The organism is Nocardia brevicatena NBRC 12119, assembly GCF_000308495.1.
Lineage (GTDB): Bacteria > Actinomycetota > Actinomycetes > Mycobacteriales > Mycobacteriaceae > Nocardia > Nocardia brevicatena.
On sequence record NZ_BAFU01000032.1, the window covers coordinates 25,364 to 49,741 of the forward strand.

Sequence of the window (24,378 nt, forward strand, 5' to 3'; positions counted from 1 at the left end):
TGCTCGTTCACGCGGGGCGGCCGAGGTGTCGCCACGACAGGCGGGGGGCTGATTGGCGTAGGGAAAGTGTGATTGGGTACAGTCGCTCATGCACACGACATCGTGGCGATCCCATCGGTGTCGTATGCCTGCGGGTGTAGTTCAATGGTAGAACCTCAGCCTTCCAAGCTGATGGTGCGGGTTCGATTCCCGTCACCCGCTCGTACGCGGCATGCTCGCCTGGTGGCCCCGGGCGAAGTCACGGGGTGTAGCGCAGCTTGGTAGCGCATCCGCTTTGGGAGCGGAAGGTCGCAGGTTCAAATCCTGTCACCCCGACACCTTTTCACGGTTTCGTGGTGGGGATACCGGGGGTATCGCTACTGGCCGAATGCCTGTTTCGCCTGCGCGGGCAGCGCCGCGGTCGGTAGTTCGGCGTAGCGGCCGAATGCCTGGTCGATCAGCTCCGACGCGGCCCGGGTGGCGATGAGCCGGGCGATGGCCAGTTCGGTTTCCAGCTTGGTGCGGTCCTTGGGGCTGCGTTCGGACCTCTCGTAGTTCTGACCCGCCAGAACGTAGAACAGCTCGTTCGCGTAGCGGCCGGCGATGCGGTCGCAGTCGGACCGGAGGCGCTCGACCAGATGGAAGGTCTCCTGCGGCGGGAGACCGGCGTCCGTCAGGCGGGTCGCCAGATCGCAGCAGCGTGGGTTGGCGATCCGGTACACATCGAACGGATCGCCGTCGGAGGTCAGCGCCTGCTGTACGTAGTCGGGCAGTTCCGCACGGGGGTCGGACTTCGGGGGGGCGGGTTCCGACTTCGGCGGTGCCGCGGTCTCTGCGGAGCCCTTCGCGGTCCCATTGGCGGCCGGTTGCTCCGCGGAGCCGTCGGCCGGGGTATCGGTGACGCCGAGGACCTCGGCCAGCCCGTCGCCGCGGTCCCAGGCCGCGAGCAGCTCCCTGATCCCGTTCAGCTTCATGCCCCGGCCGAGTAGCCGGCTGATCGTCTGCAGTCGATTGAGGTGGTCGCTTCCGTAGTACCCGATCCGTCCACGCACTTCGGGCGACGGCAGGAGCCCCCGCTCGTGGTACACGCGGACACTGCGCACGGTGGTCTCGGCGGCCCGCGCCAGCTCGTCGATCGTGTACTCGGACTCTCCAGACATATGTATAGGAAACCATAATCTGTGCCATAGATAAACGGGTCGTAAAGGAATGAACCGTTACCCAGTGGTCAGAACAGTCATATCGCAGGTCAACAGAGCGTTACATAACGGTAAGGGCGGTTGCCCGGCGCTCGACCGTGAGCTACCGTGCGTGGTGCAGCTAACATCAACTGCATTCCGGGGACTGTCGAGCAGCCCTGACGAACCTCCCGACCAACGGGCTACACACCGCTAGTTCGGTCATGCCCTCGGCAGTTCCGGAGATGGCCATGCGCACTGTGCAGATTCGTTCGCGCGCAACGAGTTCCCTTGCACCCAAGAAGATTTCGGTACACGCCCCAGAAGTGACGACGCTCCCCGTCAAGTCGGCGCAACGTCCTCCGTGTGCGGATCTTCCGGACAGCTGGGATCTGGACACCGGTACTCCGGATGCCTGGCAGTCCGCCGTGCGGACCTGCAACAGCTGTCCGATCATCGCGCAGTGCCGTCAATTGGTGCAGACACTCATCGACCGCGGCGACGGTCCTCGCGCGATGATCTGGGCGGGGATCGCCTACGACAACTCGGGTAATATCATCGAGAACCTCGACCGGCACCGCACGGTTCCGGTCGACCACAAACGTCCGCTACGGATCATCCGCAACGGCGGCCGGCCGCTACCCAGCCAGTCGGTGACGAGTGTGCCGCAGCGGCATATCGTCCTCGGCCGTCCGCTGCGGCCCACCGGAACCGGAGTCTGACCGTGGGCGGGGGTCTTTGTCGAAGAAACTAGTTCTGGTGGGTGTATAGATGACAGTCCTCGCCCTGGAGATCGGGCCCAGCCGGTTCGCCGCCATCGAAATCGCCGACAATGTCGGCGCCGAGGGGGTACGGCAGATTCCCGTACCCGAGCGTCAGGCCTGGGAACAATGCAAGGAGCTGCTGCTCGATACCGCGGCGGGCCGGGAGGTCGTCAGTGTGGGGATAGCCTCGAGCGGCCCGCTCGATATGGCCGCCGGGGTTGTGGCGCCCGCCGAGATCGCGGAGTGGGAGGCCGGCTTCCCGTTGGTGGACTCCGTGAAGAAGCTGTTCCCCACGGCCGCGGTGAATCTGGCGCTCGACGGCGTATGTCTCTCACTGGCCGAACGCCATTTCGGGGGGACCAGGGATGTCATGGACTCGATATCGATGATCGTCGCGGACCGGATCGTGGGTGGGGTGATGGTCGGTGGTTTCGTCGTCGTCGGACGAACCGGTAATGCCGGGCAGATCGGACATGTGCTGGTGCCCGGGTTCGATGATCCGTGCACCTGTGGCGGCCGTGGTTGTCTGGAATCCGTGGCCGGTGGGGCATCCCTGGTGCGCTGGGCGAACGGTCAGGGCTGGGGCGGTGCCTCGCTGCCGGCGCTGGTAGCCGGTGCGGAAGAAGGCGATCCGGTTCCCGTGGCGGCGCTGGAACGGGCCGGGACCGCGCTGGGGCGTGCCATCACTTCGGTGGCGGCGCTGTTGGATCTCGACCGTGTGGTGATCGGTGGTCCACTCACGCAAGCGGGGACGGCGCTGTGGAAACCGCTGAAGAGCACCATGGCCATGCATGCCCGGCTCAGTTTCCTGCCGGGATTGCGGGCGGTGCCCTCGGAACTGGGCGATGTCGGGCTGCTGGCGGGGGCGGGAGTACTCGCGTTGTCATCATCCCAGGAGAACTGACTTCGATCCCGTCGATCCGCCTCCGCGGTTGGCCGGATATTTGCCAATGCGGATAACCGTGACGAACTCGTGCGTTGCGGGGAGCTGTGCGCTCCCGGGCTGTCCAGGGATATTGATCCAAGATCGCTTGTGCTACAAACGATTACGTATCAGGTGTGTTGTATGCGACCGGAGGGGGTGCCGTAGCCGCTCGATTCGCCACGTCGAGCCGCTTTTGCGCGCCGTGGGCTCACTATTGAACGTGCCGCTGGGCAACGGTACATTGCACTTGCGGTACGTGTCTCACATGGGGCAACGATCGTGGATGGCTGGACAGACACAGGCGATGAGAGAAGTGGCGTGGTGATCCCCTGGGTGACGATCGAAACACTGGCACCGGAAGGTTTTTCGGTTGTCTCCGTGGGGGATGAGCCGCGTCGTTTCGTCGATTGGCGGCGGGTGCTGCAACGACAGTTGGCGAAGACGCCCGCCCTCTATGACGGGCTCACCACCCGCGATCTCATCGACGTCATCCGCACCGCCATAGAACAGGCGGACGATGTGGACTCGACGATCCCCACCGCGTCCGGCCCGCACCGGTTGCTCATCCGCCCGGTGTTCGGACCCGCCGGTGATGTGCACGCCGTGCAGCTGTGGGCCGGTCCCGAAGCGGCGCAGTTGCCGCCGCAGCCCGTGGCCGTCGGCGCCATCTGGGATCTGGCCAGTCAGACCATTCAGCTACCGAGCGGCATCACGCGGCTGTCGGGTATCGCGCCCGAGGAATATGTGCCGCGGCTGTCCATTGCCGAGTTCTTCCACCGAATCACGACATTCGACCGACACGCCGAAGTGCTCGACCTGCTCTACAGCCCCGAGTCGGAAGAGAAACTCCAGTTCGATGTGTCGATAATGCATTCGGCGGGGCGCGCCACCCGGTGGCGGGTCAGCATCCGGGCGCGTGACGACAACCGCACCCGGGGAGCCTGGTGGCTGATCGAGGACGTCAGTACGGACGACGAACCGGCGGTCTGGCCGACGCTGGAAAGCGTCGGACTGCGGGAAGCCCACCGTCGCGCGGGCAATCACATCGCCGTGGTCCAGTTGGCGCATACCAGCATCTCGCATTGGCTCACCGAGCCCGCGCCATGGATCCGATGGGACTACCTGTTCCGTCCGGTGGACGTATTCCACCACGAAGACCGCCTCCGATTGATCGAAATCGGCGCCCGCGTCCGTGCCGGCGATACCGCGGGGGTGACGGTGCGAACACTCAACTACAGCGGCGGCTACACGCCGACCTCGTTGTTGCTGTATCCCTATCCCGGTTTCTCCACGCGTGAGCTCGCCATCGCGCAACTGGTTCGGGTGGCGGAGGAGGGCACCCCGGTGGTCGAGCCGGATCCGGCTCGTCTGGGGTCGGCCGCATCGGATACGCCGATCGGCTACGACGACCAACTCCGGTACCGCCTGTCGGGGCACTTGCGAAGCAGCACAGTGCCCTGATCTATGTCCCCACTTCTGGGAACAGTGGGGACGGTGACGACCACAGTGCTCTCTACCATTTCGAGAGTGAGGACAGGGGCCGGCGGACGCGCAGATTCAGGCGAGGCTTTGCTTCGCCAGATGGCCGCGCGCCGTCGGCGGGACAACATAGTGGTCGCCGTCCTGGCCGTCCTGGCCGTCCTCGGGGGTGGACACGCGATATTCAGTCTGTTCTCCGCCGACCCCGCGCCGCCGGGCGACGAATCCACCATCACAACCCTCGGGCATGCGCGGCTCGCGGAATCGTTCGCCCAGGACTTCGTCGTCACCTACCTCGGTGCGTCGGCAGGGCAGCAGGACCGGCTGGCCCGATTCGTCGGTGGGACCGAGCAGGTCACTCTGCCGAAGACCGCGCAACATGTGAGCGACCCGCTCGTCGTGTACACCACCCGGAGCCTGAACAGTGGCTCGGTAGAGGTGTGGGCGGTGACTGTCTCGGTCAATACCGGCCGGCCCGGGCCCGACCAGGCACGTCACTATTACCGGGTGCCGGTGCTGGTCTCGGAGGGACGGCTGCGTGCGTTGACGTTCCCCACGGCGATCGAACCTCCCGCCGTCGGGCCGGAACTGGCGCAGGCCTATTCCTCGCCCTGCGCCGAGGACACTCCGCTCGCCCAGGTGGCCACCGGCTTTCTCAACGCCTTCCTCACCGGCTCCGGCGATGTGGCTCGCTACGTCACCGTCGATTCCGGTATCGCGCCCTTGGCTCCACCGCCCTATACCGCACTCGTCACCGTGACCGTCGCGGCCGACCAGTCCGCCTGTGGCACCACCGGTTCCAGTGCACGGGTACTCGCGACCGTCTCCCCCAAGGCCGACAGCGGCACTATGCCGTCCCTGGCCTATCCGCTGACCATGGTGCGTGGCGAAGGCCAATGGCAGGTACGGACCATCGATCCGATACCCGCCCTGTCGAATCCCCTGGCCGTGGTCGCGCAACAGGAGAACACACCGGGGCAGGCCTCCGCCTCGTCCACACCACCTACCACGACGGTGTCGATACCGCCGGCCACGCAGAACTGAAGCAGAAGAGGCAAGCACCATGAGCAATCTGAGCAACATCCTTTATGGCGTGCTGGTCTTCATCCGCTGGGCGGGACTGATCCTCATCACCATTATCAGTATGGGTGTGTTGATCGCCGAAGCCGCCAAATCCAAACTCTCGCCCGCCAAGATCCTCGGCGTGGCCGGATCGGCGATCCTGGCCGCGGTACTGTTCTGGATGCTGCCCACCCTCGTCAACTACGCTCGCAGCGACGCCAACATCATCGTCCCCGATCACCCCGTCGGTAGTTATCGATGACCCAGGCGCAGCAGGTTGTCAAGGTCTTCACGCCGATCAAACGGGTTCCCACCGTAATCGGCAAGGCCCAGAACGGGCAGAAACTGCCGTTCGGGCCGTACACCCTGCCGCAGGTCGCCGGGGTGGCCGTGGGCCTGCTGCTCACCTCGGTCTGTGCGTTGACCCTGCCGATGAATCCCGCGGTCACCTTTATCATCGGTGTGGTCTTCACCGTGGTGATCGCGTTCCTGCTCGGCCTGATCCCCTACACCGGTGTTCGGCTGATCTCCCGGGTGTGGTGGTGGGGGCGGTTGATCGTGGACCCGCGACCGGTCTCCGCCTCCGGTATGCCGGTATCGCCGGAGTCGGGCCGGCTCACCATGTTCATCGAGGAAACCGTTGTGCTCATCCTGCCGGACCGCGATCCGGCCACCCGGTCGGTGCGGGTGAAGGACGAACAACCGAACGGTCTGTTTCGAGATCTATTGGACCGCAACCGCGCCGAATTCGCGGCGAATGCCCCTGTGATGAAAGCCATCGCCTCGTCGTCGAGTTGGCGGGCCATGACCAACGGTAACGGGGTGCGAGCGACAGCCGGAGAGAGACGCTGATGGGATTCAACCGAGATCTACAGCCCACTGCTGCCATTCGCGGCCACCTTCAGTTCACCCATTCAGGGCTTGTCACCGCGACGTATTTCATCAGCCCGCTCGGGTACGGTCTGCGCAAGGCGAGCGATAAATTCGACGTGAAACTGGCGCACCACGCGCTGATCAACAACCTGCCCAATGGGTCTTTGCTGCTCGGCATACAAGCCCGTCAGAACACCATCGACGTGCTGAGCAAAATGGTGGAGGGCATAGACCTCGACGAATGCGAGGACTACGCCGACGAGGTGGTCGCCTCGTTCGAGCGGGTCCGGGCGATCGCGCCGCAGACCAGGATCTTCCTGCTGTCGATTCCGGTGGGCGCCTCCAACGCGAGTATGTCGGCACTGTCGCGGATGTGGCGGGGCAGCACCCCCACCATCGACGCTACCGCCTTGTCGCGGGCCGAGCTGGACAAATATGACGACGAGGCCAACGAGATCCTGTCTCGGATCGGCACCGACTTCGACCCGGTGCCGGTGCCCGCCGCCATGTTCCAGTGGCTGTGGGAGCACTACCTGGCCCGCGGCGCGGTGAACGACCCGGTCGCGCCGACCCGGGCGGGTGCCCTCGACGACGCGACGGCGGCGGTGTTCCGGTCCGCCGCGCTCGACGAAGGCGCGCGCACCGACAGCAACCGTCGGTTGCGGCCCTCCTTCGTGCCGGTGATCAAGGTCGTACAGCCGGATTCCGGGTACCGCCCCTCCTACCAGGCCATGCTCACCCCGCGGTCGTTCCCGTACGCCGGGATGGCGTTCCCCGGGGGCAGCGAATTCCTCACGGTGGTCGAAGGTCTCGGTGATGTCACCATCGACTGGGGGATGCGGATCTCCACCAAGCCGGCGGATGTGGTGTTGAAGAACAACGAGGTGAATCTGCGTCGGCTGGGTGAGCAGATGGACCAGCGTGACCAGGAGGTCTCGTTCGCGCAGAACACACTCATGTCCAAGGCGCAGATGCTGGGCGAATACAACCAGCACTTCGAGATGAACGGTGGCGAATCCGAGGTGTCGTTCACCACGGTGATCGCGGTCGGCGGTTCCACCCAGGACGCGACCATGGACGCGGTGAACACCTTGCGTCGCCGCTACAAGCGGTTCCAGGTGGAGATGACCGCACCGGTGGGCGCGCAGGTGGACCTGTGGTCGATGCTGGTTCCGGGCAGTCCGCACCGCCGCGCTTTCGACGATTTCGCGCATATCGTGCCCTCGGATATGTGGGCCGGTTTCGTGCCGTTCACCACCAGCCAGATCGGCGACGACAGCGGGCCGGTGATCGGCATCAACCTGCTGTCGGGGAATTTCGAGCCCATTCATTTCGGGATCATGGAAGCGGCGCTGCACGACCTGTCGGCATCGTTCGCGGTCACCGGCGAGCTCGGCTCGGGTAAATCGTATTTCCTGAAGCTGATCGCGGTGCTGGTACACGATATGGGCGGACAGTTCCTCGCCATCGACCGCAGTCAGGTGGGGGAATGGGAGCATTTCGCCTCCGCGATCGACGACGCGGTGGTCATCGATCTCGCCAATCCGTCGATCTCGCTGGATCCGCTGCGATTGTTCGATCCACGAGTGGCCGGGGAGCGCGCGCTCGACTCCATCCTGCCGCTGCTCGACCTGTCGCCCACCTCCGGCGCCGGTGCCGCGATCAGCTCACTGCTATCGCAGAAGGGTATCGCCCAGCACAATATTCACAGCATGCTCGACCTGTACCGGGTGGTGTGCCGGCTGCGGGACGAACCAGGAGTATCCGAGGAATACACCGACCTGGCGGCGCGGCTGGGCAGCATTGTCGAACGCGTCCCGGTGCTGTTCGATCCGACTCTGCGCCCCTTGCGGCTCGATGCCGCGGCCACCGTGGTCCGCAGCCACAAACTCGCCCTGCCGAGCGCGGAAGAACTCACCACCCCGCACCTGTACAACCGATTGCCCCTGACGAAACGGCTCGGGACCGCGTTGTACGAACTCGTCGGTGTGACGGCCCGCGAGGCGTTCCTGTCCGATAACGGACGCTTCGGACTGCTGGTGGGAGACGAGGCCCACCACTTCACTCAAACCCAGGTCGGTGCTGCGGTGACCTCCGATTTCAGCCGGGACGGTCGAAAGCATCTGGCGGCCATCGGACTCGCGTCGCACGATCCGGCCACCGACTTCCAGGGCGCGGCACACAACCTGATCCCCAACCGGTTCGTCTTCCGTCAGCGGGACGAGACGCTGGCTCGGAACAGCCTCGAATGGCTCGGGGTGGATCTGGAGGAGGCGCCGTTTCTGCTGTCGATCCTGCGAGAGGAGACCTCACCGCCGGTGGGGCCGGGACGGCAGGTTCCGGAGGAGCGGCGCGGGGAGATGTTCATGCGGGACGCGTTGAACCGGATCGGACGCGGGAAGGTGCTGGGACCGGCGCGACTGGACCGAGCCGCGGCCATCACCAGTACGCCGACACTTGCCGGTCGGTCGGAACAGCGGGAACCGGAGGTGGTTCGATGAGTGGCGATATCGTGGTGGCGGGTACCGCTCTCGCTGCGGTGCCGGTCGGTTCCGTGATGCGCTGACCGCGGTCGGGCCGAGCGATATCCATGGACAAATCCGTCAGAAACCTGATCGTGGTACTGGTGGTGCTGCTCGCGTCGTGCGGGCTGTGCCTGTTCACTCCACTGATGACCGTGGGAAACCATGTCTCCAACGGGGCGTTGGACTATCGGAACCAGTGCGACAGCGCCATCGGTATCGATCCATCGGTCACCGTGACGGCGACCACGACCCCCCGCGCAACGGTTTCGCCGTCGCCTCTGCCGAGCACCAACCCGTACGTATCGCTGACGCTCGAACCGGACGATCCGAATATCACCGACCGCGACCGGGCCTGTGTTTCCGCGCTGAAATCGGCTCCGTACCAGCCACCAGGAGACGTCGGGGAGCCGAATACCGGGATCGCGGTCGTATGCGCGCAAGAACTCGCGTTCCACTATGTCGATAACGCGACCGGTGATTCGGCCGTCATGACACGCGATGTGATCTATGCGGCGTCGGCGGCCGCGCTGAGTGGGAGGTGCGCTGTGCTGAGGACACCGGCGGGATCGGATACGAATCCGAGTGGATGCGGTGATCCGAACGGATCGGCCCGGGCTGTCGTGCTGCCGGAGACGGTGGGGCAGCAGAGTCACTGCGGTCGGCGGGTTCATTCATCCGCGATATCCGCGGGGGATCTCGTTTTCTGGGACTTCCGCAACGCGGCGGCGACACGAGTGGGTGTCGCAGTCGGCCCCGAGGAAATGGTGGCGGGCGATCCCGGCGGCGGCCGGTTCGTCCGTCAGCCGATTCCGACGAGCCGTGATGTCCTGGTCAAACGGGTGTTGGGCGGTAGGCGATGACGAGTGCCGAAGTAGGGCCACCGGTTACGGACCCCGAGGTCGAGGCGGGGGAAGGTGAATCGCCCGGCAAGGAGTCGCGTGAGTCGCCTATCCCATGGCAGCGGGGAGGACGCAAGTGGGGAAGCCCGGCCAATCCCGGTACGGCACCGGGGGCGCCGGCCGGGCAGCCGCCACCCACCGCGTCAAATCCGGCTACTCCGGCGCCATCCGCTCCACCCGGGACGGTGGCTCCCCCGGCAGGAGCAACCGCACCACCATCGGGAGCAGTGGCTCCTCCGCCCGCGGAAGTTCCTCCGCCCGCGGATCCGGGCCAACCTGCCGCACCGGCCGCAGGGGATTCGGCGCCGTTACCGGAGGTTCGGAAATCCGAGGAACCCGGTCCCCCTCAAGCCGAGCCTGCGGGGCCTGTGGTGGATCCCCAGTTGCTGGCGGATATGGCACCGATGGCGTTGATGGCGGGGGCGGGACTGTTGCCGATGCTCGGATCGGCGTTGTCGGGCCTGCTGGGCGGCGGCGGTAGCGGTGGTGCTGCCGGCTCGCCCCAGGCGGGGGCGGCCGGGCAGAGCGGGGGGATGACACCGGAGACCGAGCGCGCGCTCGCCGCGTTGGACATGCTGGCCGAGGTGTACGGCGATGGGCCGACCGATGACCCGAAGGTCCAGCAGCTGCGGGATGAGTTGGGTGTCTCCGGTGGTTCGTCGGATGGTACCTCCGGTGGTTCGTCGGGTGATACCTCCGGTGGTTCGGTGGGTTCGGGGGAGACCGCGACCATGGTGAAGGCCCGGCAGCTGTACCAGGCGAACGCTGCCATCGCGTTCAACAATCTGGACAACCAACTGGCCAACTACATCACAGGGATGGCCGGGTCGAACCGGGTGGACAAGCAGGCCGTCAGGTCGTTGATCCGGGAAGTGAACGCGGCGCTGAACGCGGCGCTGTCGGAGTTGGGTGTGCAGGCGTACACCAAGGAAGGACATCAGCAGGTCCGAAAGATCCTGACCGCGGCATTGAAGAAGGCGCAGACGATCGTAGCGGGCGGCCAGGCCAAGGCCGGTGACACCGCCACGGCGATCGATCGGCTCACCAACCAATACCTGTACAACATCGCCGGTACCGATGTCTCCGCCGGATACAACGGCGCGTCCACCGATTCCGGCGCGTCCACCAAGGCCCAGCGTATGGTGGAGGCGGCGCTCAAGCAGCGCGGTAAGCCCTACGTGTGGGGCGCGGAAGGGCCGAACGGTTTCGACTGCTCCGGGCTGGTGTATTATGCGGCCCGGCAGGCAGGGGTGAACATCGACCGCACAACCGCTGCCGGATACTACAACAAGCTGCCCAGGGTGAGTTCCCTCAAGCCAGGTGATCTCATCTTCCCCAAGGACAGTTTCCCCGGGAAGAATTTCGCGAATGGGCAACCCGGCCACGTGATGATCTACATCGGAAACGGTCAGTGCGTCCATGCTCCAGGGCGTGGGAAATACGTGACCACGACATCGCTGCCCTCCCAATATCAGGCCGCCCGCATGACGGGGTAGGGCAGGTTCGCCGCTTGTGCGCCGCGTGGTGTCCGTGCCGATACGGACCAATCGCCGCATCGGCACGAATACCGGTGGGGCGGTTTACGGATCCCAGGGATCGAGCCCCGAGGCCGGGTCGAGATGGTCGAGGTTGGCGATTCGGGTGGCCCACCGGGTCAGTTCCGTGCGGTTGGCCTGAGTGGGATTCGCGTAGTACGCGTGTGCGGCGTTGCGATGTGCGGTCGCGGCTTCCGTTGCGATGGCCCATCGAGTATTGCGCCCGACATTGTTCCACTCGTTCCCGGTGATCGCGGCGCGCAGTGCGGTATCCGAATCCCAGTTGCGGCGCACTCGGCCGATGAACGCGTGATCGATCGCCATACCGGGTATCGGCGCATTGGTGTGCCTGAAGAAGTTGTCCGCCGCGATGACCGCTTGGGCGGCGAAGGCCCGTTGAGCCTCGTAGGGGACACCGTCGATATGGTTGTTGACCGCGCGCGCTGCCGCGATCGCCTTCTGCAGCGGCGCGAAACCGAAGGGGTTCTGCGACATACTCGCCTTCTGCACGGCGACCGCTCGCTGCGCCTGGATGACGACATCGTGTTCTGCGCCGGTGCGGAGCAGCGTAGGGGCCAAGAAGCCGTCCGGAACCTTACTGTCGCCGAGGCCGTCGAGAGCGTTCGCGACTCCGAGCGGGTCGTGCATGCCCAGGTTGCCGGCACGCTGCAACGCTTTGCGCTGCCAGTTCGCGCGGCCGAGGTCGCCCCAGTGATACGTATCTATGCGTGCTTGCGCCGTCCTGATGTTGGCCAGATCGGACCTTTTCCTGCCGAATGCCAGCGGGCTCAGCGGACTCGACGTTCGCATTGCGAGCCAACCGACCAACGGTGAGGCATTGAACGTATTCAACGCGCCCAGGGCGGCGATGGAGCTCATACCTCCGCCGCCTCCGCCGCCTCCGCCGCCGCCCATTCCCAGTGCGCTGCCGCCCCGGCCACCTTGGCCGCCCTGGATCGCCAGCGCAAAACGGTTGGCGACCCAGCCGTTGCCCTTGCTCAGGCTATTGCCGAGTCGGCGTATCTGGAGGATGGCCACGATCTCCACCACGCAGGCGATGACGATAACCGCCATCACCTGATCGCGGGATTGGTTGAACAGATTGCCCATGAACAGGACATACACGCCGAGGAATATCGTATAGACGGTCATTCGCGCAGCGGCGATGAAACCGTCGACCACATTGCGGACCAAGAAGGTCTGAGTCGGGCCGTAGACGAAACCTCCTGCGGCGAAGCCGAATATCGCCATGAATCCGTGGTAGACGGTGTCCAGGGCCGCTTTGATGACCTTGATACCCAGGACTACCGCGAACAGCAGTAGCAGCGTGCCGCAGATCAGGAGTACGAGACCGGTTCCGACCTGTCCGACGGAGGGATTGGACGCCTTGGCGTGCGCGGCGGAGTCCCCGCAGTTCTTGACGGCCTTTTTGACATTGTCGGCCTCGCCGGACAGCACTCCGGACGACCACGCGGCCTCACAGGCTCCACTACGGTCCACCACGTGGCCGAAATTCCACACCTGCACCGGTTTACGAGCGAAGTTGTCGGCCAGATCGTGCTGCATGACGGTGACGAGCTGGTGGGGATTCGGATTGCCGTTCCCGTTCAGCCCCGCGGCCACCGAGATCCCCACATCGCGACCCCTGGTGAGCAGTCCGTCGGAGGACAGGACATCCTCGAGCGGGTCGGTGAGCATGATCGGGCCGAGGATCGCCACGGCCAGCATGGTGACGACCTGCATGGTCGCCTTGGCGTGAAACCCGCGCGCGACGAACCACGCCACGAAGAAGGCCCCGAGGGTCGCCGCGGTGATCAGGACGATCGGTGTGGCGATCTGCCGTGCGAGAGCGTCGGCGGTACCGGTCAACGCCCGGGCGAACATGTCCAGCCATTGAAAGCTGAACGCGTAGGTCACCACCCAGATCGCGGTGGTGACGATAGCCATGTACCCGACGAACTCGAGACCGAGTATGGCCCACAACACCGTATTGGCGGGGTTGAATATGTTGCCCTGGTCGGTGACGAACTGATAGCTGGACAGCGGCACACCGTTCGAATCCCGGATATTCATCCAACTGAGGCCGTCGATCTGGGACACTCCGCTACCGGTCTGGGCGGAAGCGATAGCGCCGATGACGGCGGGGAACACGACGAATGCGAGCAGGAGTACGAAGGCCCACAACAGGCGCCGCCGCCCCGGCCGGGCGGCGAGCCAGGAGCGCCACCGCCGGACGACGATGTCCGGATACCAGCGCAGTGGGTCCCAGTCGGGGGCGGTCTCGGTCATATCAGTCGGTCTCGGGTCCGGGGTATCGAATTATGGGGCAGCGGAGGCTCATCGGCTACTTCCTCCTGCTTCGGTCCCCCCTTCGGGGATGGTCTGGTGGTCCAGGTCGTGCGGCACGCACGGGTCCGACAGTCGAAGACCACTATCCTGACTGGTTCGGTCGAAATGCCGCTTCCCTGTGATGGGAATCATCGACAATAGGTGCGTCTGGAAGGGAGTCGGGCGCATGGTCGAATGCCTGCACAGGACTTGCGGGGCCTTCCCATGGGCTCAGTGCGCCACAAGTAGGGCGATACGGCCGGTGACGGCGCAGCGAGCGGGTAGGTGAGTCCATGGGTAGCCTGTTCGATTCGATCGCCGAGGGTGTTTCCACGGTTGCCGGGGGTGCTTGGGACTGGACGAAAGACAATTGGGACGGTATCGCGGTAGGCGTGGCAAGCGCGGCCGGCTTCGCCCTGGGCGGTCCCGTTGGTGCTGCGTTGGTCGGCGCTGCCGCAGGTGGAATCGCCGCCTACTGCAAAGGGGAGGATGTGCTTGCCGGCGCGACGATGGGTGCTCTCGGGGGGGTGCTCGGTGGTATCGGAGGGGCGGCTTTCCGGGGAGGTGGAGCCTGGGCGATGAAAAGAGTGGCGATGAGCAACTTTTCGCCGATCGGCTCTGTTGGCCGCGTAAGCAATGCTTTGAATATCTCCCGCACTCGCGCCTACTTTTCGATGGTGCAAAGGCGTTCGAACCTGGGTCTCTCCACAACTGGTACTATGCTTGGCTCAGGTGGCCTTTATTTGCTGGACAAAAACTTTGATTTTAATATAGCTGGGGGTGGGGAGGAGGATAAGAAAAGCTATGGCTTGATTCCCATTTCTCCCATTGGAGATCCTCCGGAAGGTATGCACCAGGTGTATATGCCGGACGGGTCCCAGCAGTCATGGCCCACAGATTTGGCAAAGCTTTCCCCTCCGATGCAATCGAATTACGAGAAATTGCCGGGGACTTATTCCGATCTATGGAGCAGTTTCGGTAAGAAGCCCGGCAAGTCCGAGTTGCCCAAGGAACTCGAGGTCCATGGGCTGAACCCGAATCAGGTGAAGGCCGCCAATATCCAGAACTATGAAGCAAGGGTCAACGACCTGAAGGAGCGGTTCACGGCACTGCGGATGGCCGACACGCAGGTTGCCGAGGCCGTCAAACGGACCGAGGAGTACTGCCGGGCCGGCAAAGGAGACCTCAACAGTTCGGTCGACGCACTCAAGCAGTTCGCCAGTATTCATCCACACAATTTCAACGAGATCGGCGAGAAGGCCTTGTACTACCAGAAGGCCGGACAGAACGGTAGTATCCCCCAATTCACGTTTACCGGGATCTCTGCTCAGAGCAGCGGAGGGATCGCGCCGGCATCCTCGCTGGGTGAGGATCCGAGCGAGGACAATTACGTGCTGAATCTGCTCGAGTCGGTGTATGCGACCAACGAGGGGATCGTGGGAGCGTGGGCGGCGAAGTTCCAGGAGCTCGCGGACGATATCAAGCCCCCGCCGGACTCGAAGGACAAGCCCGGGCCGAAGACCCAGGACAAGCCCGGGACGCAGGACCCGCCCGGGACACAGGATCCGAGAACCTCGCCGGATCCGAGAACGTCGCCGGATCCGAAGTGGGGGACTCCACCGACGTTGGACCTCACCGATCCCTCGAAGAACGGAAAGGACGGGTCGAAGTCGGGTACGGATGGCCGGGACCCGGCGGCGCGAGATGCCCTGGGAAACGCGGGGAAGAACGGTTACCCGTCGGTGCCGCCGTCATCGGCGCCGTCGGTGCCGCCGACGCCGACACCGACGGCCACGCCGAGTTCGGGGCTGGAAGGGATGATGCTGCCCATGCTGATGCAGACGATGATGGGCGCCATGGCGAAGAATCAGCAGCGTGGTCAGCAGCAGCGGGAGGACGAGCTCCGGCGGCGGGACAAGGACCGGGATCGGGACCGCTCGGAGCAGACGCCGATTCCGGCGCCGTCCCCGCAGGCTTCGCCGACGGCCCCGGCGTCGACTCCGCCGGCGACCACCCAGTCCGGGCCCGGCGGCCGGGTGTCGGCACCGCCTTCGTCCGCGGCTCCTATCGTGACCGGAAAGTCGCCCGCCACGGAGGAAAACCGGGTGTACACCTTCCCGGATGGTCGTACGCAAGAGGTGTCCGCGGTGGTCGCTCATGCCCTGGACGCCGCGTTCGGCAATGCCGTCGGAACCGACGCGCAGGCGGCCTACGCCAATACCTCGGCGAAGTGGACCGACATCAAGAAGATCGGCACCCGAGTCGATCCCTACCAACTGATGACGGGAGACGTCGGAGTCTGGGAAGGCCGCAACGCCCTGCTGGTCGTGTTCGGAACGGAGACCAGCGGAACGCTCGAAGCGGTGGTCGACGGCCAGTTGCAACCGGTGGCAGGGGCGGCGGAGATGCGTGATGGGCAGGGTGAGTTCGGTCCGTTCATCGGGTTCTTCCACCCGCCCGGTATCGAGAAGAAGGCCTCGGCGCCGGAGGTGCCGGGTGCGCAGACCCCGCCGGCGGCAGCGGCCGAGCAGGCTGTCGCTACCGCGCCTGTGTAGGAGCGCGCATTGGATATCAAGTCGTTCGTCGTCGATGTCGCGGTGAGTGCTGGTGTGACCGCGATCATGCCGGGCGGCGCGCTCATAGCATCGTTCGCCGGCGGCGCGGTCGGCGGAGTTGCCGGCTACTGGTCCGAACACGGATTCTCGCTCAGCGGGGACGCTCTCACCGCGGCATTTGCCGGTGGTGTCGGTGGTGTGGCGGGCCGCTTCCTGGGTGGGTTCTTCGGCAGGCGCATGACCGAAAGCGTGACGAAGGCGGCCGAAAGGGTTGCCAAGGCGGGAGAACCGGAGGCAGCCAGAGAAGCAGCCGAGGCTGCAGTGAAGAGTGGGGAAACCGCCAAAAAGAATGCTACTGACGCGCTCAAGAAATGGCAAAGAAAAAATTCTGGTACTTTAAACGGGAAGCAACAAAATAAATTAAATGATTTAAGGGGCAATATCGATGATGCCAAAGACGAACTCAGGCGGTTGAGACAAGAGCTCTCGGATGCCAAGAGCAAGGAGCAGCAGGGCGCATCGGAATTGGCTGCAGCCAAGAAATCAAAGGAGGCGAAAGACGGGTGGAACAAGAGACTCTTCGCTAAAGGCGACAAAGTCGAATGGTATCACAAGATAGTTCCCGGTTCTTTTGTCGGCCTGGGTTCCGCCCTGGCGGTCCTCGGGTGGGAGAGCGGATACAACCCGTTCAATGGTGATGAGCAGGGTGGCGACAAGCCCCCGGGCGCGGTACAGGCCGTCCCCCTGAAGTGGGCTGGACTCGAGGCGGCCACTCAGGCCGGCTTGATGTGGCAGGACCCGTTCAAACCCGATCCCGCCATCACCGCTCAGGGCCTCGGCTTTCTGGTGCATCCCGTCGAGTTGGCTCCGCACCTCGCAACCTGGTACGGCGGCCCATCGCAATCGTTCGCGTCGTCCCTCGTGGATTACTATCAGCTGTTCGGGGATCCCAAGAACAAAAAAGAGCTCCAACCCACACCTCCCCCGAAAATAGCGGCGGCTCCGGCCGGTCTGGCGCAGGGAAGCAAGACGGGAGCCGGTTATGCCGAGGCGGTAAAGGCGATCAACGACGCAACCGATGCGTTGAAGACCTCGGATGCTCGCCTCCTGGAAGTTATAACGGATACGGAGAAAATCTCTCGGCAGGGGCAGGAGGATATCGGAAACCTGATCCGCGGCGTGAACCGTACCATGGTCGAGATCCCCGACAAAGAAGATGTCACTTTTCTCGAGCTCGCGACGCCGGCTCTCAGTGAACTGATCCAACTCATCGAAAAAGCGATCGGGGAATACCAGCGCACCGCGAACGGCGTCCCGGATCCTACCGCGGGCGACAAGAAGGCCACGGAGGATCTGAACAACTCCGTCAACAGGTTCGCGGACAGTACGAACGACCCCTCTCTGTGGCCCAAGCCACCCAACTCAGGGCTCACAGATCCCTCCGATATCAAGGGTCTGACACCTCCTGGCGTCGACGAAACGGGCACGAACCCAGCGGATCTGGACAAGGCCATCGATCGACTGGACCGACGGGCATCGGATCCGGCGGTGAATCCGCCCCCCACGCCAGGGATGAACACGCCGGGGGCGATCCCTGCGGTGGCTCCTCCCCCCGTGGACACGATGGGCCCCCTGCTGAGTTCACTGTTGCCGTCGATGCTGATGGGGAATACGATGGGCGACGATCTGGCCGGTAGCCGGTATCTCGACCCGGCACGTTACGAGCGGGACCGCGCGGCCACGGCACCCCCGCCGGTCGCCCCGCCCGCCGCGACCACACCCTGGTCCGCTCAATCCACGTCGCCCGCCGCGACACCGGCCGCGACACCGGCTGCCGCGACACCATCCGGACAGACGCACGGCACACCTCCGACCGGAGCTTCGACGTCGCCGGCCGGTGGGCCGCCCCCGCGCACGCCGAACGCCGACGGCAGTGTGCTCTATACCTTCCCGGACGGCCGCACTCAGAAGGTCTCCCCGACAGTGGCGCAGGTCTTGGACAAGGCGTTCGCCAATATCCAGGGCACCGACGCCCAGGCGGCGTACGCCGATACCAAGGCCAAGTGGAAGGACAAGAAGGAGATAGGCGATCGGGTGGATCCATACCAGCTTATGACCGGCGACGTCGCGACCTGGGACGACCGCACCGCGATCCTGGTGGCGTTCGGCTCCGGCGAAGAGGGCACCTTGGAAGCGGTGGTCAATGGCGAGTTGAAGAAGTTCACGCCGGAAATGTCGGACAGCGCCGGTGAATTCGGGCAGTTCACCGGGTTCAGGCATCCGCCGGGTATCGAACTCGCCGCGTCGAATGGCAAGGACGACACCGCGAAGCCGGTCGACGACCAGCAGTCCACGGTCACGGCGACCGACGCACCCTTGGCCGTGGCTCCGGCGTGAACGGCTCGTCGATGGATGAGAGGAGACGGTGATGGCACTGGACATCGATCTCGGCGAGCAGGCGGCGGGCGCTGTGCAGATCTCGGAACTCGTCAGGAACACAGGGGCGGCGCTGCCGCGGGGGTGGGCGTTGCCGGCGGGCACCGACCCCAAATCCGCGGAGGCCGTTCCGGGGTTGAACGCGTGGGCGGAGGGATTGTTCAATGGTGTGGTGGGGGTGATGAACAACGTACAGGAATTGGCGCACACTACCGGCGCCGCGCTCGTGCGCTACGCGGACACCGATGAGCGGGGAGCTCGAATGATCGCCGCTGTGGGGGGCGGGCATGATATGACGAATCCGGTTCCTGCGGTGGAGCCGCTGAAGTATCGCCGGGTGCCGCCACACTTGAGCAGTATGACCAGTGTTACCGGTGATCCTCTGGTCTTCGCGCAGCAGCTGCACAGCGGCCCGGGCCCAGGGCCGGTACATAGGTTCGCCGAGTCGGTGCGGACGTTCGCTAGCGATACCGTCACCATCGCGAGCGGTGATATGGATCGTGTCGCGTCGATACTACGGCGCTGGACCCCGGTTGGCAGTGAGGTGGCCGATAAACTCACCAAATACCGGGGCCGGCTCGATGAGCTCGGGACGGGATTGAAACTGCTCGCCGACAGCGCCGATGCCTATGGCAACGCATTCGCCAAGGCGAAGGCCAAACATCCCACGCCCGAGGAGATCATCGCCGCGCGAAAGGAACTCGTGCGTGCCATGCGCTCCCGGGACGAGATCGGGACGCAGGCGGCGTTGGCGAAATTCCAGGAGCAGAACGCACGGTCGGCCGAGACCGTCAGCTCGTACACGGCAGAGGCGAATTCCACCGAAGCCGCCGGAGCCACCGGAGCCGCCGGAAACGGAACCGGGGGGAGCGGATCCCAAGACAGCAGTGCGCTCATGCAGATGCTGCCGACCTTGATGAGCATGATGGGCACGGGTATGGACGGTCTGTCGGACACCACGGACATCCCCGATGATTACTATGACGACTCCTACGACGACTACGGAACGGATTACGGGATACCTTCGCTCGGGTCGTCGCCGGGGACCGGCGGAATACCGTCCCTTGGAGGTGTTCCGAGTGTCTCCCAGGTAGAGGATGTCGCGGTGGGAGCGATGCCGATGGTCGCCGGGACCGGTATGGCGACCGGCACCGGACTCGGCGCGGCACCCCGGGTGCCGGTTCTCGAGTCGGCGGCCGCCTCCTCACCGGGAACCGCATATGGCCGTGGCGGCTCGCCGATGATGCCGTATATGCCGATGTCTCCCGGTATGGGCGGGGCGAACGGTGGCGGAGGTGGCGAGCGGAACCGGGTGGTCGCCTGGCATCCCGACCGGCTGATGTACGTAGACGACACCCCGCACACCGAACCTGTGATCGGCGAACGTCCGACCATTGCCCCCACGGTGACATCACCGACACCACCGCCGCCCAATCAGGCGCCGACCCGCTCCGGAGGTACCGCATGAGCGATATTCATCCCGATGTTCAAGCTGCCCTGGCCGCCGCCCGCGACCTACGCCATCGAATCGCCGATATGCGCGAGCGCATCGATACGGTGCGGGCTCGCCGGCCTTCGCCCAGCGGACTGGTCATCCCGGAAGTGGACGCCATGGGCCGGCTGACCAACCTCTACCTGGAACCCGGCACGGTCAACAGGTTCACCGGCGAGGAGCTGGCAGCCGAGATCATGGCCGCCATCCGCGAGAGTACAGCCGACGCGGCCCGCCAGTACAGGACGATCATGGATACGACGATCGTCGACGAACCCGCGGACGGGGCCGAGGGCAGTGGATCCGGTAAGCTCGCCGAATCGGGCCGGACCTCGGAGACGGTGTCGTGACGGGGGCCGCTGTCACCGACGAGAGCGGCGTATCCGCCAGCGACGCCGTGTGTTGGCTGCACGAGGAAGGTCTCAACCGGCTGGCCGCGCTGGGGGAGAGTTCGGGTCCGGTGGTGGCCTACACCGTCGAGGTCACCACCGGGCTGATCACCGTATACCCGTCGACGAACAAAGGTATCGGTGTCGAGGCCACATCCCTCGCGGCGGACGATCTACCCGCCCCGGCGGAGCACTCGAACCGACTTGTCGTCGTGGGCATCACGCATAACGACGCGCTGTTGGTGGTGGATCTGGCCGGCTCGTTGATGGTCGCCGTCAACGGTGACCGGCCCGAATTGGTAGCCCGGTCCTGGGCCACTCAACTGCTGTTGAACCCGGACATCACGCTCACCACCAACAGCGCCGAGATCGCCATCGGTACGAGCCCACGATGCAAGAAGAGTTTCATCCCGGGCGGCGGGGGGTCGATCATCAGCGTGGACGATGGGAAACCGCCGGTGACCACGATCGCCATGAACTCGCCCATGGACAGCACGGATTACCTGGAGATATCCCCGGGCGGTCTCGGAGAGATGTATCTGGGGCCCAGATTCTGGCAGCTGAGCCATGTCATGACCATTGCCGACGGACCGTGGGAGAAACTCGCCTCCGTCCTCGGCGGAATCGCCGGCTGACACCGTCCCGGCCCGATATTGTGGGGAGCCATCGATGACCAACGACTACGACGACGATTTCGACCTGGACGCCGAACTCGACCAACCACCCGCCGCGGACAGCCGGAAGGTTTACGAGGTGTTCAATCCCGATGGCACGGCGGGAGTGGCCTGCGACCGCGATGGTGAGATCGTGGGCCTGCACATATCCGATGACGCCCGCGATAACGGCGATGTATGGTTGGGTGCCGAAATCGTGAAACTCGCGAAATTGGCCCATATGAAGTCGCGACTGGGACTGCGTAAGGAAATGGAGGAGAAGGGCACTCGCTCCTACACCATTGACTCGTTCGGGCTCCCGACCGAGGCGTCCTACCGTGCCCTGGAGGAAGCGGAGTTCGGCACCCGGGCCAATTGACCGCGCAGTCCACCGCAGAAGACGACGACAGGAAGACCACATGCTGGATATCGACGACCCCGACGAGGTGATCAGGGCAGCCGGCAAATTCACTACCGCGCTCACCACGACGAAAGATCATGTCGTCGGCACCGTGGCCGACGGTTTCACCCTCCCCCGGGGGCCGCGTGCCGAGTTTGATTGCCGCGGCGAGGAGGTGAACAAATGGATATGCACCACCATTGTCAACGCAGCGCTGAAACTCGGCGACCAAGCGGAGAAACCCTCCCACGCGACCAGGGTGGGTGTCACTGCCTTGAACGATGTGGATATCGACGGCGGTAGCACCATAAGTAACGCCTCGGTTTGAGCGGTGCCCATGCATCCGGAGCGCGAAAGTCCATACTGGGATCGGATCGTCGGCAACGACTGGCCCGAGATATCACCCTCCGCATGGAACGCGCTGGAAACCGCGGCCCGCGAGGGCGCCGACGCGCTGAATTCGGGCGACGCCGCTCAGGCCCTGCGCGGTTTCGACGAGACCGTCCGCGCGTCCGAGGCGCTAAAAGTCGTGCGCGATGCGATGGCGGTCCTCCAACACAAACCACAGGCATTCGCCGACGCCCTGTATGCCGCGGCGGACACATACGGCGATATCGCCGGACTGGCGCGCCGGACCCGTAATCAGATCCTCGATGTCGTGGACAACGCCACGACCCGTATTCGTAATGAGACCCGGGGCGACAACGACGGCGACGGGGAAACCGACAACGAGGCCGAAGCCGCCGCGGATGCCGCGACCACCGATAAGATCGTGAAACAGGCCCGGGCGGAGGTGGTCGATATCGTCAATACGGCACTGGCCTCCTTCGGACCGCGGGGGCTGCCATCGCTGGACGATATCGCCGAAGCCCTGGGTCAGCCCGGCCCGTGGAACACCGGAAGTCCACTCCCGGAACATCCCCGGCGGGCACCGAACGTCGGCGGCGGCAACCCGAACGTTTCGGTCGGGCCCGGGCACAACAACGACGGTGTGGGCCCGCATCCGGGATCAGGCCCGCTTGTCCCGCCATCGGCTCAACCTTTCGGCCCGCTCTTTCCTCCGATCGACGCCGGGATTCCGGGCGCCGATGCGCCACCCGCACTCGATACCGAGCAGCAGTGGGGGCCGGAGCACGGTGAGACACCTCCGGCGGCGCCGGACGAGCCGAGAGCAACAGATGTCGGAACCACTCCTCCGGTGTCCGACGCTCAACCTGCCGGCCACCGGACCGACTTCCCCCCGGGTACCGAGACCGGGGCGGGGAGCCCGGTTCGTCCGGCGTCGAATACCACCGGGGCGGAGACGTCCGCTGCGGGTCGGGATCCGGAACCGGAGGATACGTCGAGGCCGGAGGACGCCTCGGGACCGAAGGGCGCCTCGGGACCGAAGGACGCCTCAGGGCCGGAGGACACCGGCGCGGCCTCCCGCCGCGAAGAGCGCGGGAAGGAGCACGGCGAGACCTTCGGCGATACCGGCCGTACGGACGCGGCGGCCAAGGCCGATCTGCCCCCATCTCCGACACCGGGAACCGTCGCCGCGGGACCGACATCCGCAGCCGTGCCGACCATCGTGCCGCAGCCGCCTGGTACGGCCCCGTCCACAGGCGTACCGCCCGCCGCGTCGACAGCACCGGCGCAGCACCGGTTCGCACCGCCGCAGCCTGTCGAAGCGCCACGTGTCCAGCCGGCGGCTTCGGTGAAACTCCCGGGCAGTCCGGGGGCGGTGCCTCATGCCGGGGTGACGGCCGCTACCGCCGGCGGTGTGCAGCCATCGCCACGTGACCAGGCGGCGATTCGGCGACCGGGTGAGGACGCCGAATCGTCGAGGAGCGGTAACGAAATCGTCAGAGATGCCGTTGGTGCTGCGATGAAGTCTTCCGCCGCACCGTCTTTCGTTGTCGGTGAACGCGTCGACGGCGATCTGATCCTTGCCCGGACGCTGCTGGGCAGTATTCGCACGGCGGTCGGCTCTTGGTTGATCGGTGTCGACTGGGCCGTCTCGGTGATGCGACATCAGAGCGGAGTGAGTGCCTTCGTCACCTCCAACGAAGGCCGCGGCTGGCTGCCGGCTCGTCTGTTCCTACCGCGGGAGGTGTCCACTCCGTGGCAGTGGTCGGTCTCCGAGAACGCGGGGTGGGAGGGTGTGGCCGACCCCGCTCGCGTTCTGGCCGAGTTCGCATTCGCCTGGGGTGGAAAGTCAGGGGCGAAGCTTTCGGCGCTTGTATCGTCCCAACCGATCGACCCCGGACTCCGCCGACAGCTCGGTGAGATCGCCACAGCGGGTTCGGTATCTCCGTCCGCGGAGATGGACCTCTCCTCACCCTCGGGCGGCACGTTGGACCGACTCGGTATCACCGGTTCGCCGCGTTTGCTCGACCGCGCCGCAAAGGCTCCTGATGGCTCGGTCGCGCTTCGCTGTCTCGAATTGGCCGTCGACGCGCATATTCGGGTGGAGCAGGCCGGTTACCTCCCCATGGAATCGGTGGACGCGCCCGGCATCCGGCTGCGTATCTTGCGCGCGCTTCGTCGTGGCCGTGAGTTCCCGACCAGTTGGTGGGAGGAACTGCAGGACGCCGACGATCTGCTGGCTGCTTCGGTGCTATCGCATCGCTCCGATGTAAGCCGTGTCACTCTGGGGGAATTGCGATCCGACCAGTCGAGTGGACACTCCGAATCCGAGCTGATGGTGTTGCGGGAGCTGACCTTCCATCGTCGCTGCAATGAGTTGGTTCTGCTCCTGGCTGAGGAGGTGACCCGGCAAACCTTGCGCGACGCGGTGTTCGCGCACGCGCAAATCCTTTCACATCCCCTGTTCGCCCACCGTTCGCCCACGGACTCGGGTGGTCCGGAACGGCGTTCCACGGTATCCGCTTTCCCCCCACGGTAAACCGCCTTTCGCCGACCTC

At 65.0% G+C, this 24,378-nt stretch carries 19 protein-coding genes and 2 tRNA genes; 19 read left to right on the top strand and 2 right to left on the bottom strand.

Annotation, left to right across the window (positions count from 1 at the left end; all coding sequences use genetic code 11):
* The first annotated feature begins 130 nt into the window (after nucleotides 1-130).
* Nucleotides 131-201 (top strand) — tRNA-Gly (locus ON20_RS06590).
* 40 nt (nucleotides 202-241) lie between these two features.
* A tRNA-Pro gene (locus tag ON20_RS06595) sits at nucleotides 242-315 on the top strand.
* Between the two features lie 41 nt (nucleotides 316-356).
* Here the strand turns inward: ON20_RS06595 and ON20_RS06600 are convergent.
* Nucleotides 357-1,139 (bottom strand): MerR family transcriptional regulator, encoded by a 783-nt coding sequence (locus ON20_RS06600; RefSeq protein ID WP_040834058.1) that lies wholly within the window; start codon nucleotides 1,137-1,139, stop codon nucleotides 357-359.
* A 344-nt stretch (nucleotides 1,140-1,483) separates the two neighbouring features.
* Here ON20_RS06600 and ON20_RS32880 point away from each other — a divergent pair, with 344 nt between their 5' ends.
* From ON20_RS32880 to ON20_RS32885, 9 genes are all read left to right on the top strand, one after another.
* Nucleotides 1,484-1,879: a hypothetical protein gene (locus ON20_RS32880; protein ID WP_051161809.1), complete on the top strand. Its 396-nt coding sequence runs from the start codon at nucleotides 1,484-1,486 to the stop codon at nucleotides 1,877-1,879.
* A 49-nt stretch (nucleotides 1,880-1,928) separates the two neighbouring features.
* Nucleotides 1,929-2,825: an ROK family protein gene (locus tag ON20_RS06610; protein ID WP_040834059.1), complete on the top strand. Its 897-nt coding sequence runs from the start codon at nucleotides 1,929-1,931 to the stop codon at nucleotides 2,823-2,825.
* A 354-nt stretch (nucleotides 2,826-3,179) separates the two neighbouring features.
* Nucleotides 3,180-4,307, top strand: a complete 1,128-nt coding sequence (locus ON20_RS06615; protein ID WP_040834096.1) for a GAF domain-containing protein — start codon at nucleotides 3,180-3,182, stop codon at nucleotides 4,305-4,307.
* A gap of 120 nt (nucleotides 4,308-4,427) precedes the next feature.
* A complete protein-coding gene (locus tag ON20_RS06620; protein WP_040834060.1) occupies nucleotides 4,428-5,369 on the top strand; it encodes a conjugal transfer protein in 942 nt (313 codons plus the stop codon).
* Between the two features lie 19 nt (nucleotides 5,370-5,388).
* Nucleotides 5,389-5,649 (top strand): hypothetical protein, encoded by a 261-nt coding sequence (locus ON20_RS06625; protein ID WP_040834061.1) that lies wholly within the window; start codon nucleotides 5,389-5,391, stop codon nucleotides 5,647-5,649.
* Nucleotides 5,646-6,239: a hypothetical protein gene (locus ON20_RS06630; protein ID WP_174361863.1), complete on the top strand. Its 594-nt coding sequence runs from the start codon at nucleotides 5,646-5,648 to the stop codon at nucleotides 6,237-6,239. Before ON20_RS06625 ends, ON20_RS06630 begins: the two co-directional genes overlap by 4 nt.
* The gene (locus ON20_RS06635) at nucleotides 6,239-8,761 is read left to right on the top strand and encodes an ATP-binding protein (RefSeq protein WP_040834062.1); all 2,523 of its coding nucleotides are present in this window, start codon (nucleotides 6,239-6,241) and stop codon (nucleotides 8,759-8,761) included. Before ON20_RS06630 ends, ON20_RS06635 begins: the two co-directional genes overlap by 1 nt.
* Before the next feature lie 89 nt (nucleotides 8,762-8,850).
* Entirely contained in the window at nucleotides 8,851-9,645 is a 795-nt protein-coding gene (locus ON20_RS06640; protein WP_040834063.1) for an NlpC/P60 family protein, read from the top strand.
* A 407-nt stretch (nucleotides 9,646-10,052) separates the two neighbouring features.
* Nucleotides 10,053-11,180 (top strand): C40 family peptidase, encoded by a 1,128-nt coding sequence (locus ON20_RS32885; protein ID WP_051161811.1) that lies wholly within the window; start codon nucleotides 10,053-10,055, stop codon nucleotides 11,178-11,180.
* 84 nt (nucleotides 11,181-11,264) lie between these two features.
* Here the strand turns inward: ON20_RS32885 and ON20_RS36140 are convergent, their stop codons facing one another.
* Entirely contained in the window at nucleotides 11,265-13,508 is a 2,244-nt protein-coding gene (locus tag ON20_RS36140) for a hypothetical protein (protein WP_040834064.1), read from the bottom strand.
* Nucleotides 13,509-13,840: 332 nt separating this feature from the next.
* Between ON20_RS36140 and ON20_RS06655 the strand changes: the two genes are divergently transcribed.
* Genes ON20_RS06655 through ON20_RS06690 form a run of 8 tightly spaced genes read left to right on the top strand, consistent with a single transcriptional unit; the run spans nucleotide 13,841 to nucleotide 24,359 of the window.
* Entirely contained in the window at nucleotides 13,841-16,102 is a 2,262-nt protein-coding gene (locus ON20_RS06655; RefSeq protein ID WP_157228725.1) for a hypothetical protein, read from the top strand.
* A gap of 9 nt (nucleotides 16,103-16,111) precedes the next feature.
* On the top strand, nucleotides 16,112-18,499 hold the full coding sequence (locus ON20_RS06660) for a hypothetical protein (RefSeq protein ID WP_157228726.1): 2,388 nt from the start codon (nucleotides 16,112-16,114) through the stop codon (nucleotides 18,497-18,499).
* Between the two features lie 31 nt (nucleotides 18,500-18,530).
* Nucleotides 18,531-20,006 carry a PPE domain-containing protein gene (locus ON20_RS06665; RefSeq protein WP_040834067.1) on the top strand — a complete coding sequence of 492 codons (1,476 nt, stop codon included), beginning with the start codon at nucleotides 18,531-18,533 and terminating at the stop codon, nucleotides 20,004-20,006.
* The gene (locus ON20_RS06670; protein ID WP_245547083.1) at nucleotides 20,003-20,380 is read left to right on the top strand and encodes a YbaB/EbfC family nucleoid-associated protein; all 378 of its coding nucleotides are present in this window, start codon (nucleotides 20,003-20,005) and stop codon (nucleotides 20,378-20,380) included. The genes ON20_RS06665 and ON20_RS06670 overlap by 4 nt, the downstream gene beginning before the upstream one ends.
* A complete protein-coding gene (locus ON20_RS06675; RefSeq protein ID WP_040834068.1) occupies nucleotides 20,377-21,054 on the top strand; it encodes a hypothetical protein in 678 nt (225 codons plus the stop codon). Before ON20_RS06670 ends, ON20_RS06675 begins: the two co-directional genes overlap by 4 nt.
* Before the next feature lie 34 nt (nucleotides 21,055-21,088).
* Nucleotides 21,089-21,451 (top strand): hypothetical protein, encoded by a 363-nt coding sequence (locus ON20_RS06680; protein ID WP_040834069.1) that lies wholly within the window; start codon nucleotides 21,089-21,091, stop codon nucleotides 21,449-21,451.
* A gap of 40 nt (nucleotides 21,452-21,491) precedes the next feature.
* A complete protein-coding gene (locus ON20_RS06685; protein WP_040834070.1) occupies nucleotides 21,492-21,800 on the top strand; it encodes a hypothetical protein in 309 nt (102 codons plus the stop codon).
* A gap of 3 nt (nucleotides 21,801-21,803) precedes the next feature.
* Nucleotides 21,804-24,359 carry a hypothetical protein gene (locus ON20_RS06690; RefSeq protein WP_157228727.1) on the top strand — a complete coding sequence of 852 codons (2,556 nt, stop codon included), beginning with the start codon at nucleotides 21,804-21,806 and terminating at the stop codon, nucleotides 24,357-24,359.
* The last annotated feature ends 19 nt before the right edge of the window (nucleotides 24,360-24,378 follow it).